At 44.1% G+C, this 14,777-nt stretch carries 13 protein-coding genes; 6 read left to right on the top strand and 7 right to left on the bottom strand.

Annotated features, from left to right (window positions below; genetic code table 11):
- Nucleotides 1–111 precede the first annotated feature (111 nt).
- From F0249_RS01780 to F0249_RS01760, 5 genes are all read left to right on the top strand, one after another.
- Entirely contained in the window at nt 112–516 is a 405-nt protein-coding gene (locus F0249_RS01780) for a MerR family DNA-binding transcriptional regulator (protein ID WP_171755639.1), read from the top strand.
- Nucleotides 517–593: 77 nt separating this feature from the next.
- Nucleotides 594–1,763 carry an isovaleryl-CoA dehydrogenase gene (locus F0249_RS01775; protein WP_136994958.1) on the top strand — a complete coding sequence of 390 codons (1,170 nt, stop codon included), beginning with the start codon at nt 594–596 and terminating at the stop codon, nt 1,761–1,763.
- Nucleotides 1,764–1,823: 60 nt separating this feature from the next.
- Nucleotides 1,824–3,437, top strand: a complete 1,614-nt coding sequence (locus F0249_RS01770; protein ID WP_171755638.1) for a carboxyl transferase domain-containing protein — start codon at nt 1,824–1,826, stop codon at nt 3,435–3,437.
- 99 nt (nt 3,438–3,536) lie between these two features.
- Nucleotides 3,537–4,361 carry an enoyl-CoA hydratase-related protein gene (locus F0249_RS01765; protein ID WP_171755637.1) on the top strand — a complete coding sequence of 275 codons (825 nt, stop codon included), beginning with the start codon at nt 3,537–3,539 and terminating at the stop codon, nt 4,359–4,361.
- Between the two features lie 9 nt (nt 4,362–4,370).
- Nucleotides 4,371–5,294: a hydroxymethylglutaryl-CoA lyase gene (locus tag F0249_RS01760; protein ID WP_171755636.1), complete on the top strand. Its 924-nt coding sequence runs from the start codon at nt 4,371–4,373 to the stop codon at nt 5,292–5,294.
- Nucleotides 5,295–5,312: 18 nt separating this feature from the next.
- On the opposite strand, the gene F0249_RS01755 is transcribed toward F0249_RS01760, so the two are convergent.
- Nucleotides 5,313–6,182, bottom strand: a complete 870-nt coding sequence (locus tag F0249_RS01755; protein WP_113798788.1) for a GyrI-like domain-containing protein — start codon at nt 6,180–6,182, stop codon at nt 5,313–5,315.
- 125 nt (nt 6,183–6,307) lie between these two features.
- On the opposite strand from F0249_RS01755, the gene F0249_RS01750 reads away from it, so the two are divergent.
- Complete coding sequence (locus F0249_RS01750) at nt 6,308–7,462, top strand: PLP-dependent aminotransferase family protein (RefSeq protein ID WP_171755635.1); 1,155 nt, start codon at nt 6,308–6,310, stop codon at nt 7,460–7,462.
- 85 nt (nt 7,463–7,547) lie between these two features.
- Here the strand turns inward: F0249_RS01750 and F0249_RS01745 are convergent, their stop codons facing one another.
- The 6 genes from F0249_RS01745 to F0249_RS01720 all read right to left on the bottom strand — a co-directional run bounded on the left by F0249_RS01745 (nt 7,548) and on the right by F0249_RS01720 (nt 14,559).
- Nucleotides 7,548–8,348, bottom strand: a complete 801-nt coding sequence (locus tag F0249_RS01745) for a TrmB family transcriptional regulator (protein ID WP_171755634.1) — start codon at nt 8,346–8,348, stop codon at nt 7,548–7,550.
- 120 nt (nt 8,349–8,468) lie between these two features.
- Nucleotides 8,469–9,389: an ROK family protein gene (locus F0249_RS01740; protein ID WP_171755633.1), complete on the bottom strand. Its 921-nt coding sequence runs from the start codon at nt 9,387–9,389 to the stop codon at nt 8,469–8,471.
- Nucleotides 9,390–9,392: 3 nt separating this feature from the next.
- The gene (locus F0249_RS01735; protein ID WP_017052431.1) at nt 9,393–11,186 is read right to left on the bottom strand and encodes a glycoside hydrolase family 13 protein; all 1,794 of its coding nucleotides are present in this window, start codon (nt 11,184–11,186) and stop codon (nt 9,393–9,395) included.
- A 17-nt stretch (nt 11,187–11,203) separates the two neighbouring features.
- Complete coding sequence (locus F0249_RS01730; RefSeq protein WP_171755632.1) at nt 11,204–12,037, bottom strand: sugar ABC transporter permease; 834 nt, start codon at nt 12,035–12,037, stop codon at nt 11,204–11,206.
- A gap of 1 nt (nt 12,038) precedes the next feature.
- Entirely contained in the window at nt 12,039–13,322 is a 1,284-nt protein-coding gene (locus tag F0249_RS01725) for a carbohydrate ABC transporter permease (protein WP_017052433.1), read from the bottom strand.
- 10 nt (nt 13,323–13,332) lie between these two features.
- Nucleotides 13,333–14,559 carry a maltose ABC transporter substrate-binding protein gene (locus tag F0249_RS01720; RefSeq protein WP_171755631.1) on the bottom strand — a complete coding sequence of 409 codons (1,227 nt, stop codon included), beginning with the start codon at nt 14,557–14,559 and terminating at the stop codon, nt 13,333–13,335.
- Between the last annotated feature and the right edge of the window lie 218 nt (nt 14,560–14,777).

Genomic DNA, 14,777 nt, shown 5'->3' with positions numbered 1-14,777 from the left:
CGTCAAGAAACAAAATTTCAACACACTTAGGGGCGCACCCACCTTTTAGGGGGCAGTCGAAGGTCAGTTAACGGTTTTTCTCGGCATGACGTAGTTGGAGGCGACCATTAAATGGAAAGTTTCAAAATTAGCGAACTGGCGAATGAGTTTAATATCACGACTCGAAGCATCCGATTTTATGAAGACATGGGCCTAATTCACCCCATTCGCCAAAGTGGTATTCGAATCTACCGGCATCGCGATAAAGTCCGCATGAAGTTGATACTTCGTGGGAAACGTTTGGGATTATCGTTAGCAGAAATCAGAGAACTATTTGAGCTCTACGATACCAATCAGAGTGACACTCAGTTAAAGAAAATGTTGCTCCTTATTGACGAGAAACAACAGGCGTTACAATGTCAACTGAACGATATCAATGTCGTGATGCATGAACTCAATACCGCCCGAGCACGCTGTCAACAAGCACTCAATGCCCCAAGCCAACAAGACCATGCAGACCATGATTCAGCAACATAATCACCGTGCTTTCATTGGTCAATAACATTCTGGAGAGGCTCTGAAGTTTGGAGATAATCGAGAGTTTAGGAGATAGTATGAATAGCGACTACCGCTCACTTAACTTTGGCCTTGGCGACACTCTCGATATGCTTCGAGAACAAGTAAATGGTTTCGCGACTCAGCACATCGCGCCGATTGCCGCTGAAATAGATAGAGACAACCAATTTCCAAACCATCTCTGGGCACTGTTTGGTGACATGGGGTTACTTGGTGTGACGATCGGTGAAGAGTATGGCGGGGCAAATATGGGATACCTTGCTCATGTCATCACTATGGAAGAGATCAGCCGAGCCTCCGCTTCTGTTGCGCTAAGTTATGGCGCTCACTCCAACCTTTGCGTCAATCAGATCTTTCGCAATGGGACGCAACAGCAACGTGAAAAGTATTTGCCAAAACTGATTGATGGTAGCCACATTGGCGCACTCGCGATGAGTGAAGCAAACGCAGGATCTGACGTGGTTAGCATGCAACTCAAAGCGGAGTTAGTAGGTAATCACTATCTTCTCAATGGTTCTAAAATGTGGATCACCAATGGCCCCGATGCCGATATCATAGTGGTTTATGCCAAAACCGATCCCAATGAAACCTCTCATGGCATCAGTGCATTTGTCATTGAGCGCGACTTTGTCGGGTTCAGCCACGCACAAAAACTCGACAAGCTTGGAATGCGAGGCTCAAACACTTGTGAATTAGTCTTCGAAAACTGCCAAGTCCCAAAAGAGAATATCTTAGGCCAACTCAACCACGGTGTGGAAGTGTTAATGAGTGGCTTAGATTACGAGCGTGTGGTGCTGGCCGCAGGTCCACTGGGGATAATGCAGGCATGCCTTGATTTAGTGATCCCCTATGTCCATGACCGAAAACAGTTCGGACGCTCAATTGGAGAGTTCCAGTTGGTTCAAGCCAAAGTGGCCGATATGTATACCCAAATGAATGCAGCGCGCGCTTATATTTATGCGGTCGCTTCTGCGTGTGATCGCGGTGAAACCACACGTAAAGATTCTGCAGGCGTGATTTTATACGCTGCTGAACTTGCCACAAAACTCGCGCTAGACGCCATTCAACTGCTTGGCGGCAATGGGTATATCAACGAATTTCCTGCAGGGCGGCTACTTCGAGATGCCAAGCTATACGAGATTGGCGCTGGTACATCTGAAATAAGACGCATGTTGATTGGACGCGAACTGTTTGAAGAATCCCGTTGATAAGCTCTCAACAAACCGTCACTTAACTCCAAATAAGTGACTCATTGAAAGGAAAGATCCATGGCCATCATTAAAACTAAAGCCAAACCAAAGGATCCGCTTTTTCTCACTAACAAGCGAGTGATGCTTCGGCTGCTTGATAACCTTAACTCTAACCTTGAAATCATCAAACAAGGCGGAGGTGAGGCGGCGTTAGAGCGTCAGCGTCAAAAAGGAAAACTTCCTGTACGAGAGCGCATTGCCACCTTATTAGACCCCGAGACGCCTTTTCTAGAGATCGGTCAATTTGCCGCATGGCGAGTTTATGAACAGCCGATTCCGTGCGCTGGTCTCGTGGCTGGAATAGGCGAAATTGACGGAATCAAATGCATGGTGATCGCCAATGATCCATCCGTTAAAGGTGGAACCTATTACCCATTAAGCGTCAAAAAACACCTTCGATCTCAAGAGATTGCTCAGCGTTGCCATCTCCCCTGTGTTTATCTCGTGGACTCTGGTGGGGCAAATTTACCGCAACAAGCGGATGTCTTTCCCGATAAAGAGCATTTTGGCCGTATTTTCTTCAATCAAGCACGCATGTCAGCCAAAGGAGTTCCACAAATTGCGGTGGTACTTGGATTATGTACCGCTGGGGGCGCTTATGTTCCTGCCATGGCTGATGTCTCGATTATTGTCAAAAAACAGGGAACTATTTTCCTAGCAGGCCCACCTCTTGTTCAAGCTGCGACAGGCGAAATAGTGACCGCTGAAGAGCTGGGAGGCGCGGATGTTCACTGCAAAAAATCGGGGGTAGCGGATTATTACGCTCAAGATGAGCAGCACGCACTTAACCTTGCCCGACAAGCAATATCCAGCACCAATCAAGCATCCAACACTTGGCCTATTGCTAACCCCAACCCTATCCTGCCTCCTCGTTACGACGCTACGGATCTGTATGGCATCGTCAATGCAGATTTGCGTCACCTATTTGATGTAAGAGAAGTGATCGCTCGTATTGTCGATGATTCTGACTTTGATGAATTTAAAGCGTTATATGGACAAACCTTGGTCTGCGGATTCGCCCATTTACACGGTCATCCAATCGGCATCGTCGCCAATAACGGCATTCTATTTTCCCAATCTGCTCAAAAAGGGGCGCACTTTATTGAGCTTTGTGCCAAACGAAAAATCCCACTGCTGTTTCTGCAAAACATTACTGGTTTTATGGTAGGGAAAAAATACGAAGCCGAGGGGATAGCCAAAGATGGCGCTAAGCTTGTTATGGCCGTAGCGTGCGCTGATGTGCCCAAATTTACCGTTATTATTGGCGGTTCTTATGGTGCAGGAAACTATGGAATGTGTGGCCGAGCCTATGATCCAACCATGATGTGGATGTGGCCTAATGCCCGAATTTCCGTTATGGGAGGCGAACAAGCCGCAGGGGTAATGGCACAAGTACAACGTGATATTAAGCAGCGAACCAATCAAGAATGGTCAGCCGAACAAGAGGAGGAATTCAAACAACCGATCATCGATCAGTATGAGGCTCAGGGCCACCCATACTTTGCCAGCGCAAGGTTGTGGGACGATGGCATTATTGACCCGAAAGATACCCGTGACATCGTCGGGCAAGCTTTGGCGGCATCACTACGTGCACCGATTGTTGAGAGTCAGTTTGGCATTTTCCGGATGTAGCCCTGCCCATCTGAAAATTGAAAGTAGCCAGATGACATGAGAATAATGACATAAGAATCACTACAAGAAACATTCAAAGATGAAGAAGAGGTGTTATGGATGACGAGTAACCAACCGCCCCCATTTAGCGATTTACTGTGTGATATTGATGCGTGTGGAGTCGCCACATTAACGCTAAACCGTGTCGATAAACACAATGCGTTTGATGATCGGCTGATCGACCATTTACTCGCCAAATTGCATGAGCTTGCCACTCACCCTTCAGTGCGAGTTTTACTGCTTAGAGCCAATGGAAAACATTTCTCTGCGGGTGCCGATCTCAACTGGATGCGGTCAATGGCAAAAAAAACCGCGGCTGAAAATAAGCAAGATGCCACCCAACTGGCGCATCTTATGTCCGCGCTCGACAATTTTCCTCACCCAACGATTGCGGTTATACAAGGTTCTGCCTTTGGTGGGGCGCTTGGCCTGATTTGTTGCTGTGACATTGCCATCGCTCAAGATGATTCTCAATTCTGTTTAAGCGAAGTCAAACTCGGCCTCATTCCAGCAACCATTGCTCCCTATCTCTGCCGTGCAATTGGAACCCGCTTGGCGAGACGTTATATGCTGACCGCTGAAAGCATCAATGCCAAAACAGCACAGCACATTGGATTAGTACATAAACTTGCCTGTAACCGCCGAAATACTGAGCAAAAGATCAAACAATTTACCCAATATTTCTTAGCTAATAGCCCTGCCGCATTGCAGCAAGCTAAAGCACTTTGCCAGCGCTGCGCCACACAGCCTATTGATTCAGGTTTGATTGAGCATACCAGTCAGTTAATCGCCGACATTCGTGTTTCAGAACAGGGGCAAGAAGGTTTAAATGCATTTTTCGAAAAACGAGCTCCTTCATGGAGTGCTCAACCGAAAAAGTCATAGGAGATAAGCGTGACTCTTCCTACAGCAGTGTTAATCGCCGAAATGGGCCCTCGTGATGGCTTGCAGAATGAAGTCTCTGTCAGTACCGAAGCAAAAATCGATCTGATTAACCAACTCTCTCTAACCGGGCTGAGGCACATTGAATCTGGTTCTTTCGTCTCTCCGAAATGGGTGCCTCAAATGGCAGATTCAGCCTTAGTGATGGACAAAATTTTTCGCCAGCCCAATGTTACCTATTCTGCACTCACCCCGAACCTACAAGGTTTTGAACAAGCGATTCAATCTGGCGCGAACCAAGTCGCCATTTTCACATCAGCATCCGAGCTTTTTTGCCAACACAATATCAACTGCTCTATTTCTGAAAGCATCCAGCGTTTTCTTCCTCTGGTGGATGAAGCTCGAAAACTCAATATTCCTGTAAGAGGCTATTTATCTTGTGTCGCAGATTGCCCATACGATGGAACAACACCTCCACAACAAGTCGCGACTGTCGCCCGAGAACTACTTGAATTAGGCTGTTATGAAATATCTCTTGGTGACACCATAGGAACAGGAACGCCACTGCGTATTGCAACTATGTTAGAAGCCGTACACAAGCAGGTGCCACTCAACCAAATAGCAGTGCACTTTCACGATACTTGGGGGCAAGCTCTCACCAATATATATCAAGCTCTAACCATGGGCGTTTCCGTCATTGATAGCAGTGTCGCGGGTTTAGGGGGCTGCCCATATGCCGTTGGAGCCAGCGGTAATGTCGCGACTGAAGATGTACTTTACCTTTGTGATGGTTTAGGCATCGAAACGGGGGTTAACTCACTCGATGTCGCTAAAGCAGGGTGGATAATCTGCGATCATTTAAATAAGCCACCCGCGTCAAAAGTCTCACAAGCGCTTCGCCATCGTTATGTGAAAGACAAGAAATTTACAATGTAAATATGGATATATTGTCATTTAATAGAAGCTGATAGGTAAATAAAAATCTAATTCAAACTCTTCATTTTCATTCAAAAAATGGTTTTTATGATAGTGAACAAATGCAGGTGTTGACCTCAATTTAAACCCAGAAGCGGGTAGCCATTGCTCTAAAACGGTACTTATCTGCGGAAGCAATTCACCATATATACCATGTAATCGGAATACCGCGTGCAACCCTCCCGGGATCACCATTTGATTAACCACTCCTCTGTATTTCAATGGCTTATCAATCGAGATACAAGCGACATAGCGACACTTATCTAAATCGACCCAAGCAGGGTTTGAGTGATGCAGCCCAAATTGCTCCGAAAAGTCTCGATTCTCCGAACTCGCCCACGCCTTAAGCACTAACCAAGCATTACGAATTGAGCGGTTATAACCTTCATGTCTCACATACGCAGCGAGGCGATCCTCTGCTTCTATGATTTTCGGTTGAGGCAACGCTCTATTTGCCACTCGTCGGTAGCCCTCTGCTACTTCAACATCTTTCAAATAGGGTTTATCTGACACTTGTAAATCATGCTTTCGCCACTCGCCTGGTGACATATGAAATGTCGATTTAAATGCTCGACTAAAAGAAGAAAGAGAGTTGAACCCACAATTATTCGCAATATCTAAAACCGTTGATTTGGTGTCGAACATCAACTGATTAGCGGCATATTCCATTCGAGTGCGTCGAATGTATTGATGGATCGACTCTCCCACCACCTGTTTAAAAATACGGTGAAAATGCTGCTCAGAGTACGCCGCCACATCCGCAAGCTCTTTTGCTGCCAGTTCTTGGCTTATATCTTGATGAATATAGAACAGAACATCATTAATTCGGGATGTATGTTGTTGGCTCATGATCTCAAATAGCATAAATGGACATATTTATAAGCATAAACGGACAAACCGAAACTCGCAATGCTCTGTAGTATCAATGAGAGAAGAATAAAACAATAAATAAAAGCAAAAAGACAGGAACGCACATGGAAATCGCACAATCACTGCAACAGATACAGTCATCTTATATTCGAGAAATACTCGCCGCCGCTTCTGACAAAAATGTCATCTCTCTTGCAGGTGGTCTTCCTGATGAGAAAACGTTCCCCATTGACTTAATGCGAGAAACGCTTGAGCAACTGTCCGATATGCCTGAAGTGTTCCAGTATGGATCAACTGCAGGTTATGCCCCCTTATTAGAACACCTGACCGATGTATATCAACTTCCTGACAGCCATATGCCAATGATTTGTACAGGCTCTCAGCAGGGGCTAGATTTGATTGCTCGTGCGTATGTTGATCCCAATGATACAGTGGTAATGGAAGCGCCGAGCTACTTGGGGGCGATGCAAGTTTTTGGGTTAGTTCAAGCCAATATCGTAACCGTATCTCAAACGGAATTTGGGCCGAATATCGAAGAACTTAAGCAGTGCTTTATCCAACAAGCACCTAAGATGTTCTACGCTGTACCTGATTTTCATAACCCGACAGGCGTTTGTTGGTCACTCGAAGTCCGTAAACAGGTTGCTGAATTATGCATTCAATATAACGTAGCCTTTATTGAAGATGCCCCTTACAGAGAGTTGAGATTTATCAACGATGCTCTGCCTATGGTGTCAGAGTTCTGCCCACAACACTCCATTGTGTTGCGTTCATTTTCTAAGATTGCCTCTCCAGGGCTAAGAATTGGCGCGGTAACGGGCAAAAAAAGCTATTTAGAGCCGCTGATCAAGGTAAAACAGGGGGCCGATTTACACTCTAGTGTTCCGATGCAAGCCCTATTATTAGGACTGCTCAAACACCCTGACTTTGAACAGCATATGGCAAAGATCCAGGCATTGTACAAGCAGCGCTACGAAGTTCTGTTCTCTGAATTACAACAACAGTTACCGACAATTTGTGTACTGAAACCAGTCGATGGCGGCATGTTCGTATGGTTATCCCTGCCAGATTGCGACACGTTTGAATTGGCTAAAACCTTACTTGCTAATGGTGTTGCTGTCGTTCCTAGCCCTGTATTCTATCCACAACCAGAGAATACACCGGCTGCCGTTAGACTTAATTTTACCAATGCCAACCCACAAGAGTTAGTGGAAGCGGTCAAGCGACTGGCGAAGGTGCTTAGACAAACCATCGTGTAAACCTCATTTTTAAATGGCACACAAAAAAAGCTGATATGAAAATATCAGCTTTTTTTATTCTATTTATTCTATTTATTTTATGAGATTAAGCGCTAGGCTTGTCTGTATCCGCCAGTGCCATTGAGTTTTGTTGCTCATGAATCGTATTCACACGCACTCGTTTCTCTGGTTCTAGCCCTTCATAAGCCATGAGGTAGATATCACTGTGAATGTGCTCAGCGATCATTTTTACCATCAAACGATTATTGGCGTATAAACCCAATGTCTCTTCACGATGAGAGAACATTATCGCTAGCTTCATATCCACGACACACATGAAACGATGTGAAGGGTACTCTAATTCATCATTCTGAGAACGAGAATATAGCTCGATTTTTTCATGAGGCGCTTGAATGCGGTTGAACGAAAAAACAATGATTCGCACGCCACGCTCAACAGCATCGCACAACTCTTTCTCAAACAATGAGAGATGAAAATCAGTATTCAGATAAATCTCAAGGTGCGCTTGATTGATCATCTCTTTCGCCTTCTGGATTAGATTTTCAAATCCAGACACGTTATAGACAAACTCTTTCTCTTCTTGGAGCATCATTTTCGACAGTTCAGTTTTAAGCACATTGATATTCTCAACGGTCTTCTTTTCGATCTGACTGAAAATCAACTCTGGAGACTTCGCTTCATACTCTTTTGTCTCCCCTTCCGACATAAAAATGTAGCCATTCTTGTACAGATTATCGATTGAGGAGTACACGGAAGAACGAGACAAAGAGATCTCTTTGGCAATTTTATAACCACTTGCTCGGCCGTTTTTCAGCAAATTAATATAAACAAGGGCATCTGTTTTGGTAAAACCAAAATCCATTAATTTGGTTACTAGCTCTGACACGGGTTGTCCTCTAAAACTATTCAAAACATCTTCTCTCTAAGACTACCACTCCTAAAACTATGAGCGTAAATGATTAATGTGATTTTTTTTAAATATATTAAGAATCGGTAAGGTGACGTTCTAACTCAATGCTCCAGATCGTATTAGGCAAGGCAATAACGTGGCGCCTAGCGCAAAAACAAACTCATCAGACAAAGATGTATTATCTATATCGTGTTTGATTTCTGGGATGATACTAGGCTCGCAATAACGAGAGAGCGCCACTTTCAGATCTTCCCCTAAAAAGCGATAGCGGCTGGCCGCCCCAAATAACTGCAAAGTTGCAGGCATGAGCGATTGGATAGGAGCAATCAGTGCTCGTGCCAATTGGTCAACAAAAGCACGATATATACGAGTTGCATGGTGATCACTTGCTTCAACCAGCTGGTATATTTCTGCAAGCGTACAATCTTTCAACACAACTTGATGATACTGCCTTTCAATACCTTGCACCGTAAGAAACTGATCTAAGCAGGCTTCTTTTCCACAATGACAAACGGGAGATAGCCCATCAATAAGCCAGTGATATTCCGGTAAACGGCTATGCGCCCATTCGAAAAGTCGGTTTTTCCGTGCCGCATGTTCATCATCAACTAATACGATACTGCAATGAGCATCAATCACCGTACTGAGCACGCTTTCATTTGACGTTGTCGGCATCATTTGCCGCTTAACTAGCAGAGCCGCGTAAGCAGATTGAATCACATTACATTCAATACCTGTCTTCTGATTTACATCATTCGCAATAGTGTCCGATATAAGAACGTTGTTGCCATCTCTCTGGTAGAACTCGTCGGACACACTTAAGCCGATGGCGTTAGGTCGCCCATAGCCCCACTCAATATTCCTGACTAAGACTTCAACCGCTTGAAGCAACTCAGGTAACGTTTGAGGCGTCTTCTGCGAGGTTCGATATACTTCATCTTGCCAAGACGTTGTGGCCACCACTGTACGGATCCATTGATTATCTATGGATATTCCTAACACCAACGAGTTCGACATCCGTTACTTCTGACCCATCTTTACTTCATTGAGAATACGATACCCATAAGCATTTAACTCAATGTCGTCGCCATTAACTTGAACGCTCTTTTGAGCAGCCGAATTATTGAGTACAAACGTCACTTTTCCACGTTGATACGCAATACATTCGTCATCATTTACCGTTAACCACTCGATTTGTGGCTGATTAAACTCAGGATGCGACTGCCTTAGTGCAACCAGTTCTTTGATAAAGTTTTTAAAGTCATGGTCTTGCTCAGATTCATCCCAAATCATGCATTTGCGGTTATCTTCACTTCCCATGCCTCGCCCGCCGTCCATGCCTATTTCGCCACCATAATAGATACAAGGAGCACCCACTTGCGTGAACATAAATAGATATGCGAGTTTCGCTTTGCGTTTGTCATTACCGCATAGAGTCAGAATACGAGTAGTATCGTGGCTATCGAGCAAATTAAACATCGCTTCATTGACGTTATGAGGGTAAGCCAAATATGAAGTGCTTACCGCGTGCATGAAGCTCTCTTTATCAAATGCTGCCAATGCAAAATAGTCTGTGATTGCTTGAGTTAATGGGTAGTTCATCAGCGAGTCATACTGATCGCCTCGTAGCCACGGCATTCCCTCATGCCAAATCTCACCTAAGATGTAGCAATCTGGCTTAATGCCTTTTACTACGGTGCGGAAATCGCGCCAGAAAGAGTGATCCACTTCGTTGGCCACATCTAAACGCCAACCATCGATATCAAACTCTTCCACCCAGTAACGCGCAACATCAAGAAGGTATGCTCGGCACTCTTCATTTTCTGTATTGAGTTTTGGCATCTCAAGTACGTTACCAAAAGTCTCGTAGTTAAAGTTCCAAAAATCCCATTCATCTTTTGGTGTATCGGGATAAACCGGGAACTTATTGATCCAAAACCAATCGGCGTATTTAGAATCTGCACCTTTTTCTACCACATCGAGCCACAACGGTGACTTATCACCAATATGGTTGAATACTGCATCGAGCATGATTTTCATTCCACGCGCATGCGCCTCTTTAACTAATGCTTTAAAGGCTTCATTACCGCCAAAATGCGGGTCAACGTTATAGTAATCGACCGTGTCGTATTTATGGTTAGCGTTGGCTGTAAAGATAGGGCAAAGGTACAAACCATTGATCCCAAGATCTTGTAAGTAGTCTAACTTCTCAATGACTCCCCAAAGATCGCCTCCCATGAAGTTAGTAGACACAGGCCGAGTTCCCCATGGCTGTACTTCTGCTGGTGAAATTTCAGGTCGACCATTAGCAAAGCGTTCAGGAAATATCTGATACCAAATAGTGTCAGGAACCCAACTCGGTGTTTTCAAAACATCACGTGGATTGATATAAGGGAAGCAATAAAAATTACTTAAGTTACTTAACTCGGCTTCGGCTTCATTCGGATCCGACAGATCTGCACAACGTTTTTCACCAAATAGAATTTTTTCTCCGTCTTTGCCATACAGAATAAATCCATAGCGACTACGACGTTTCGGCGGCTTAAATTCGGCGAACCAATGGTCATGGTGTTCCGTCTCTCCTTCATGGATCATAGGAACTTCATTTCCACCTACCCAGCCATGAGCATCACTTCCGCCGAGATTACCACCATCGAGTCCACCTTCAGCCCAGTGATAAGGGTCACCTATCCATAGCGCCACACGTTCAATTTCGCCTTTTGCACTGCGTAATCTTAAGTGAAGCGTTTCATTATCATAGGCGTAACTGTCCGCACTCTTTGCCGAGTGTGTTAGCGAGCTTTTTGTAATCATGTGTGTATTCCTGATTTTTATTCTTTTACTGCACCGCTGACGAGGCCGGTGGTGATGTGTTTCTGCGTTGCAACAAACAGCAACGTAATTGGAACGGCAACTAACAGTGAACCTGCTGCAAAGAGCGTAAAGTTCTCAGCCGAGTTAGAAGAGATCCAACTGAAGATACCAATAGCGAGAGTCATTTTTTCTTCGCTACGTAGTATGAGAGTCGGCAGAATGAAGTCCATCCAAGGACCTGTGAACGACACTAATCCCACAAAAACTAAGATAGGTTTTGCCAAAGGTAATATTATCTCTATGAAGATGGTCATGTGCCCTGCACCATCGATTTTCGCCGCTTCATCCAATGAGGTTGGAATCGCATCGAAGTACCCTTTCACCAGCCACACCATAAATGGCAGTGAGCCCGTGACATAGACAAACAATAAACCTGCGTAGGTATCGATAAAGTTCAATTTCGACAACAAAATATAGATTGCGGTCATTGATAAGAACGCAGGAAACATTTGCAGTACTAAAATGCTCATCATGACGTTGCGTTTACCTTTGAAGCGGTAACGAGAAAATACAAAGGCTGAAATCGTCACTACGACAAGTGAAATCAACATGTTTGCCGTGGCCAGCATAAAGGTATTCAGATACCAATCTAAATATGGAGTATCGGTAAAAAGCGCACGATAGTGATCAAGCGTGAAACCTATATCCGTAAAACTTGAGCTAAATAAGTTATTACCGGGCTTAAATGACGCTAAAACCGTCCAAATAACAGGGGCAAGCACAAGCAATGCATTTAACGTCAGGAATAGGTAAACAATCGCGGTTCCTAGCTTTCCAATTAACTTTTCCATCTTACATTCCTACATCATCTTTAAACGATTTCATTCGACTAAATTGCCAGATCGCAATACCAGATAAGAACAAGAAAATGACAATAGAGATTACCGAAGCGATTTGATATTGCTGGAAATCCAACGTCAGTTTGTAGATCCAAGTGATAAGAATGTCCGTATGGCCTGCAAAACGGTATTCAGGATTAATCGGCCCACCTTCGGTCAGCAAGAATATTGCGCCAAAGTTATTGAAATTATGTGCAAAGGTCATCACTAGAGATGGGGCAACTTGGTGAAGAACCATAGGTAGCGTAATTTCCCAAAACTGCTGAAGCTTACTCGCTCCATCGACTTCGCTTGCTTCATAAAGATCGGCTGGGATATTAGTTAGCGCACCCGCAATCAACAGCATGAAGTAAGGCGCTCCAACCCATACACTGATCGCAATGACTGTGAACTTAGCCATGATAGGGTCAGATAAAAAGGCGACCGAATCAAAGCCCCACGTATTTAAAGTCGCGTTAACTGGCCCGATACCATTCAGCAGTAAACGGAACATTAATAGAGTGACAAACGCAGGGATCGCATAAGGAAGAATGAAAATAAATCGCCACGCTTTCTTCGCTTTAATCTTTTTATTCTCTAGCGCAAGGGCAAGAAGAAAACCAAAACCACAGGTACATATCGTGGCACAGAATGCCCAGATCACCGTCCATGACGCCACACCGAAAAAGGTGCTTGACCAAATTTTCAACTCAAATAGAGAGAAGAAATTTTTAAAACCAACCCAATCCACTAAGTTACGGGGAGGGATATGATTCGGTGCTGAATAGTTAGTAAATGACACCAGTACCGTGATCAAAATTGGCAAAATAATAAAGGTGATACAAGCGATAAAAGCAGGCGATAACATGATAAAAGCAAACTTTTTATCGTAAATATCTTTCAACTGCCCCATTACCGACAAACGACATTGCCCACATTGTTGCGCGTCTTTCACGTTTGAAATATACAAACAAGTAATAAGAAAACTAAACAATAGAGCGATAACCCCCTCCACTAATAGGTAGATGGAGTTGTCACCTTGAAATACTTTAAACCCTTTGCGAACTTGTGCCACATCACCAAGAGATATCAACCCTTTCAGAGCGAGAATAAGATCAGGTAACATCAGCAATGTCATGACTTGCATTGCTAAAAACACCCCTCCTTTAACCCAATGCCCTTTCCGTAATTGAGAACTCCCCATGATAAGGATAGAAGCGGGCACCTTCGATGCCGGCTTAGTCTCTGTTAACAACATAAATGACCTTCTATTCCTGCAATTCAATCTGCTCTTTAATGATATTCATTGCTTTATCTAGCACCTGTTTTGGCGTTTTATCGTTCATCCAAAAATCAGTAATTGCACTTGCCATTGGAGACCAAATAAAGCCCATTTCAGGTACAGACGGCATTGCATCTGAATAGAACCCTTGAGTAATAATGGCATACGTAGCTTCATCTGCATCGACAATAATATCTTCCATTACCGACTGGATAGGCGGGATAGATTCCGTCATTTCGTAACGCTTTTTAAGCATTTTTTCAGATGATAGATAATCGGCAAACAACTGAGCCGCTCTTGGGTATTCGGTGTATGAGGAGACAACCGCTAGACGCACTGTCGAGAATGTTCTCGGTTGCAAGCCATTTAACTTCGGCATTGGCACCACCCCAAAATTAACACCGGAGTTTTGGTAACCCTGAATTGCCCAAGGTCCATCAATAATTGCCGCCACTTTACCTTCGCTAAACAGCCCACGTCGAACTTGAGGGTTGCGCATATCAATTGGATTCGAATTATTTGCCGTTTGAAGTTGCTTCATTGCAGCCAAACCTTGCTGCGCTTTCTCTGAATTGATGCCGATATCTTTCGCATCCGTACCATTGTTACCGAATTCATAAGCACCATATAGCGTCACGAACATTCGCGTTTCATAATAGTTTTGAATATCCCACAGCAAAGCGTACTTATGTTCTTTCTTGTTGTTGAACTGTTTTGAAAATTCAATCAACTCTTCAAACGATTCAGGAGCCTTTGGAAGCAGATCTTTGTTATAGAACAACGCGGTTGTCGCAAAACTGACCGGAAAGCCATAATCGACCCCTTCAGCTTTAGAAGCACTGATTGCATTTTGCATAAAAGTAGAATTAATACGCTCAGCCGACACCAAGTTCTCCATTGCGCCACCCGCAACCACCAAGCGCCCTAGAAGGTCATGTTCAATTTCAGCCACATCCGCAACGCGCGCCGAACCTCCATCTTGAATAAGGCGAGAGGCCGAATCAATTGGAGCTAATCCACGGAATGAGAAATCAATATCATAACCAAAGCTCTCATTAAATGACTCCGCTGCAAACTCCATGTATTCAACTGTTGTACGATCCGTCCAAATTAATAGTTCAGCATCGCTTTCTGGCTTAATTTCTTCGGCGGTGACAGATCCTGCGATCAAAGCGGAAGTCATCAAAGCGGTTGTTAGGATATTTTTTTTCATATCTACTCCGTGAAACATTGTAGTAGTCCATAAGATACGACTAGGTTAGATTTGAACAGAAATAAGTCAACACAAATTGAATAAACAACAAGCATATTTGTGATAACGATCAACTAAAAGCCATAACAATCTGTCTTCCTATATTCAATGAGACAGCAGAGAGCATATGGGTTTATCGTGTCTCTGCCACTAAAACTCTATTGAATATTGGCTAACAA

Source organism: Vibrio sp. 03-59-1 (assembly GCF_013114135.1).
In the GTDB taxonomy this organism is placed as follows: Bacteria; Pseudomonadota; Gammaproteobacteria; order Enterobacterales; family Vibrionaceae; genus Vibrio; species Vibrio cortegadensis.
The sequence above is the reverse complement of the archived record's forward strand: the minus strand, read 5'-3'. Positions and strand labels throughout refer to the sequence as shown.